This window comes from Hydrogenivirga sp. 128-5-R1-1, assembly GCF_000171895.1.
In genome coordinates, this window is sequence record NZ_ABHJ01000259.1 from 1 (window position 1) to 1,695 (window position 1,695).

The 1,695-nt window shown below is 31.3% G+C and carries 2 protein-coding genes; one reads left to right on the forward strand and one right to left on the reverse strand.

Going from position 1 to position 1,695, the window contains the following annotated elements; translation table 11 throughout:
• Nucleotides 1-592, forward strand: a 592-nt coding sequence (locus HG1285_RS02675) for a cation diffusion facilitator family transporter (RefSeq protein WP_008289069.1), incomplete at its 5' end; no start/stop codon positions are given.
• Here HG1285_RS02675 and HG1285_RS02670 read toward each other — a convergent pair.
• On the reverse strand, nt 586-1,515 hold the full coding sequence (locus HG1285_RS02670; RefSeq protein WP_008289071.1) for a ferritin-like domain-containing protein: 930 nt from the start codon (nt 1,513-1,515) through the stop codon (nt 586-588). The two genes, HG1285_RS02675 and HG1285_RS02670, sit on opposite strands and share 7 nt — an antisense overlap.
• Between the last annotated feature and the right edge of the window lie 180 nt (nt 1,516-1,695).

Sequence of the window (1,695 nt, forward strand, 5' to 3'; positions counted from 1 at the left end):
ATATCCACAATCAATAGAAAGCTTGACTGTAATTATTGTTGGAAGTATAGCATTTATAGTTAACTCTGTATCGGCTTTTTTGCTTGGATTTCATCACAATCATGAAAATCAGCACGGCCATGTTCATGATGAAGATTTAAATATAAAAGCTGCGTATCTTCATCTTTTAAGCGATGCTTTAATTTCTTTAGGCGTAGTTATAGGCGGAATTTTTATGTACTTTTTCCAGATATACTGGCTTGACCCAGTATTATCAATTATTTTCTCACTTTATATACTAAAGGAAACAGTTCCTGTTTTGAAAAAAACATTTGGAATTTTAATGGAAGCAACCCCTTCAGAAATAAACCTTACTTCAATAAAGGATAAAATTCAAAAATTCCCAGAGATTATTGAAGTACATGATATTCACATCTGGGCTTTATCTTCCAAAGACCTTTATCTAACAGGGCATATTGTTGTAGATGAAAAAGACCTTGAGACTGTAGATTTGATAATAAAAAAAATAGAAAACTCCCTCCGTAAAGAAGGGATAAACCATATAACTTTGCAACCTGAAACAAAGAATTTTAGATGTGAAAATATTTACTGAGCTTTTTTAAATAAACTTCCAACTGTTAAAGCTGATATTACTTTTGCAATATCTTTTTCTGTTGTATCTGGTTTGCTTAAAAATTCTTCTAAATCAGTGTAATGTATTTCCCTTTTTGCTATTCTTTCAAGAATCCATTTTAAGTCCTTATCTTCTGTTTCATTTGCCATCTGCTGTATTTCTTCTGGAAATTCCTGCTGGTCTTTTATTTGATAGTTTATTATTTCCTTTTCATCTTCTATTTTTTTAACTGAAGGCAAGCTCATATCAGGTTTTGCTCCTGCTTCAGCAACTTCTTCAGCAACCCATCCAAAATGTTTCATTTTATCAATCGCCCTTTGTTCAAGCTCATCACTTAAGTGTGGGTTTTTATGTTTTGTTATAAATGACTGATAAAGACTTTCAAGGATTTTCTCATACTGCTTTTGAAGATAAATATTTAAAAGTTTAACTATTTTTAGTTTATTTTCATCAACTGCGGTATTTTTTCCTTTTTTTGAAATATTTTCTTTTACTTTTTCCTGTAAACCTTTGAAAATATGCAGGTGAGAACTTTCGTCATTTATTATCCTTTCAAGTATTCTCTGTACTTTTTTATCTGGAATATCTTTTAACTGCCGTGAGTATTCATCTATAGCCATTTTTTCTGCATCTATATCAAACTGAAGTAGTTCTACCGCGTTAGGAGCTTCTAAAAAAACGGAAGCCCTTTTATCTATAGCAGGAATTCCTCCAAGGTCAACAACAGCATGGGCAAACATCCTCAAATGCTTCATTTCTTCCCTTGCTATTTCTTCAAGCTCATTTTCTATGGACTCTTCTCCAATAGTATAAGCGTGGAACAAATACTGAATTATGGCTGAATGTTCAAGAGATATATTGTAATTTAAATAGTCTATTGCCTTTTTTATTTCTATATCCATTTTTACTCCTCTTACTTAGCTACGACTATGGCAGAAGGATTTTTTATTCTAAATGCAACAAGCTCAAAAACTCTAAAGTAATAGTCCATATTTTCATAAGCAAGGTAAGAAGTTATAATATCCTGAACAATAAACAAATCCATATTTTCAATACCAGTAGATAAGGCAACTACTTTTCCT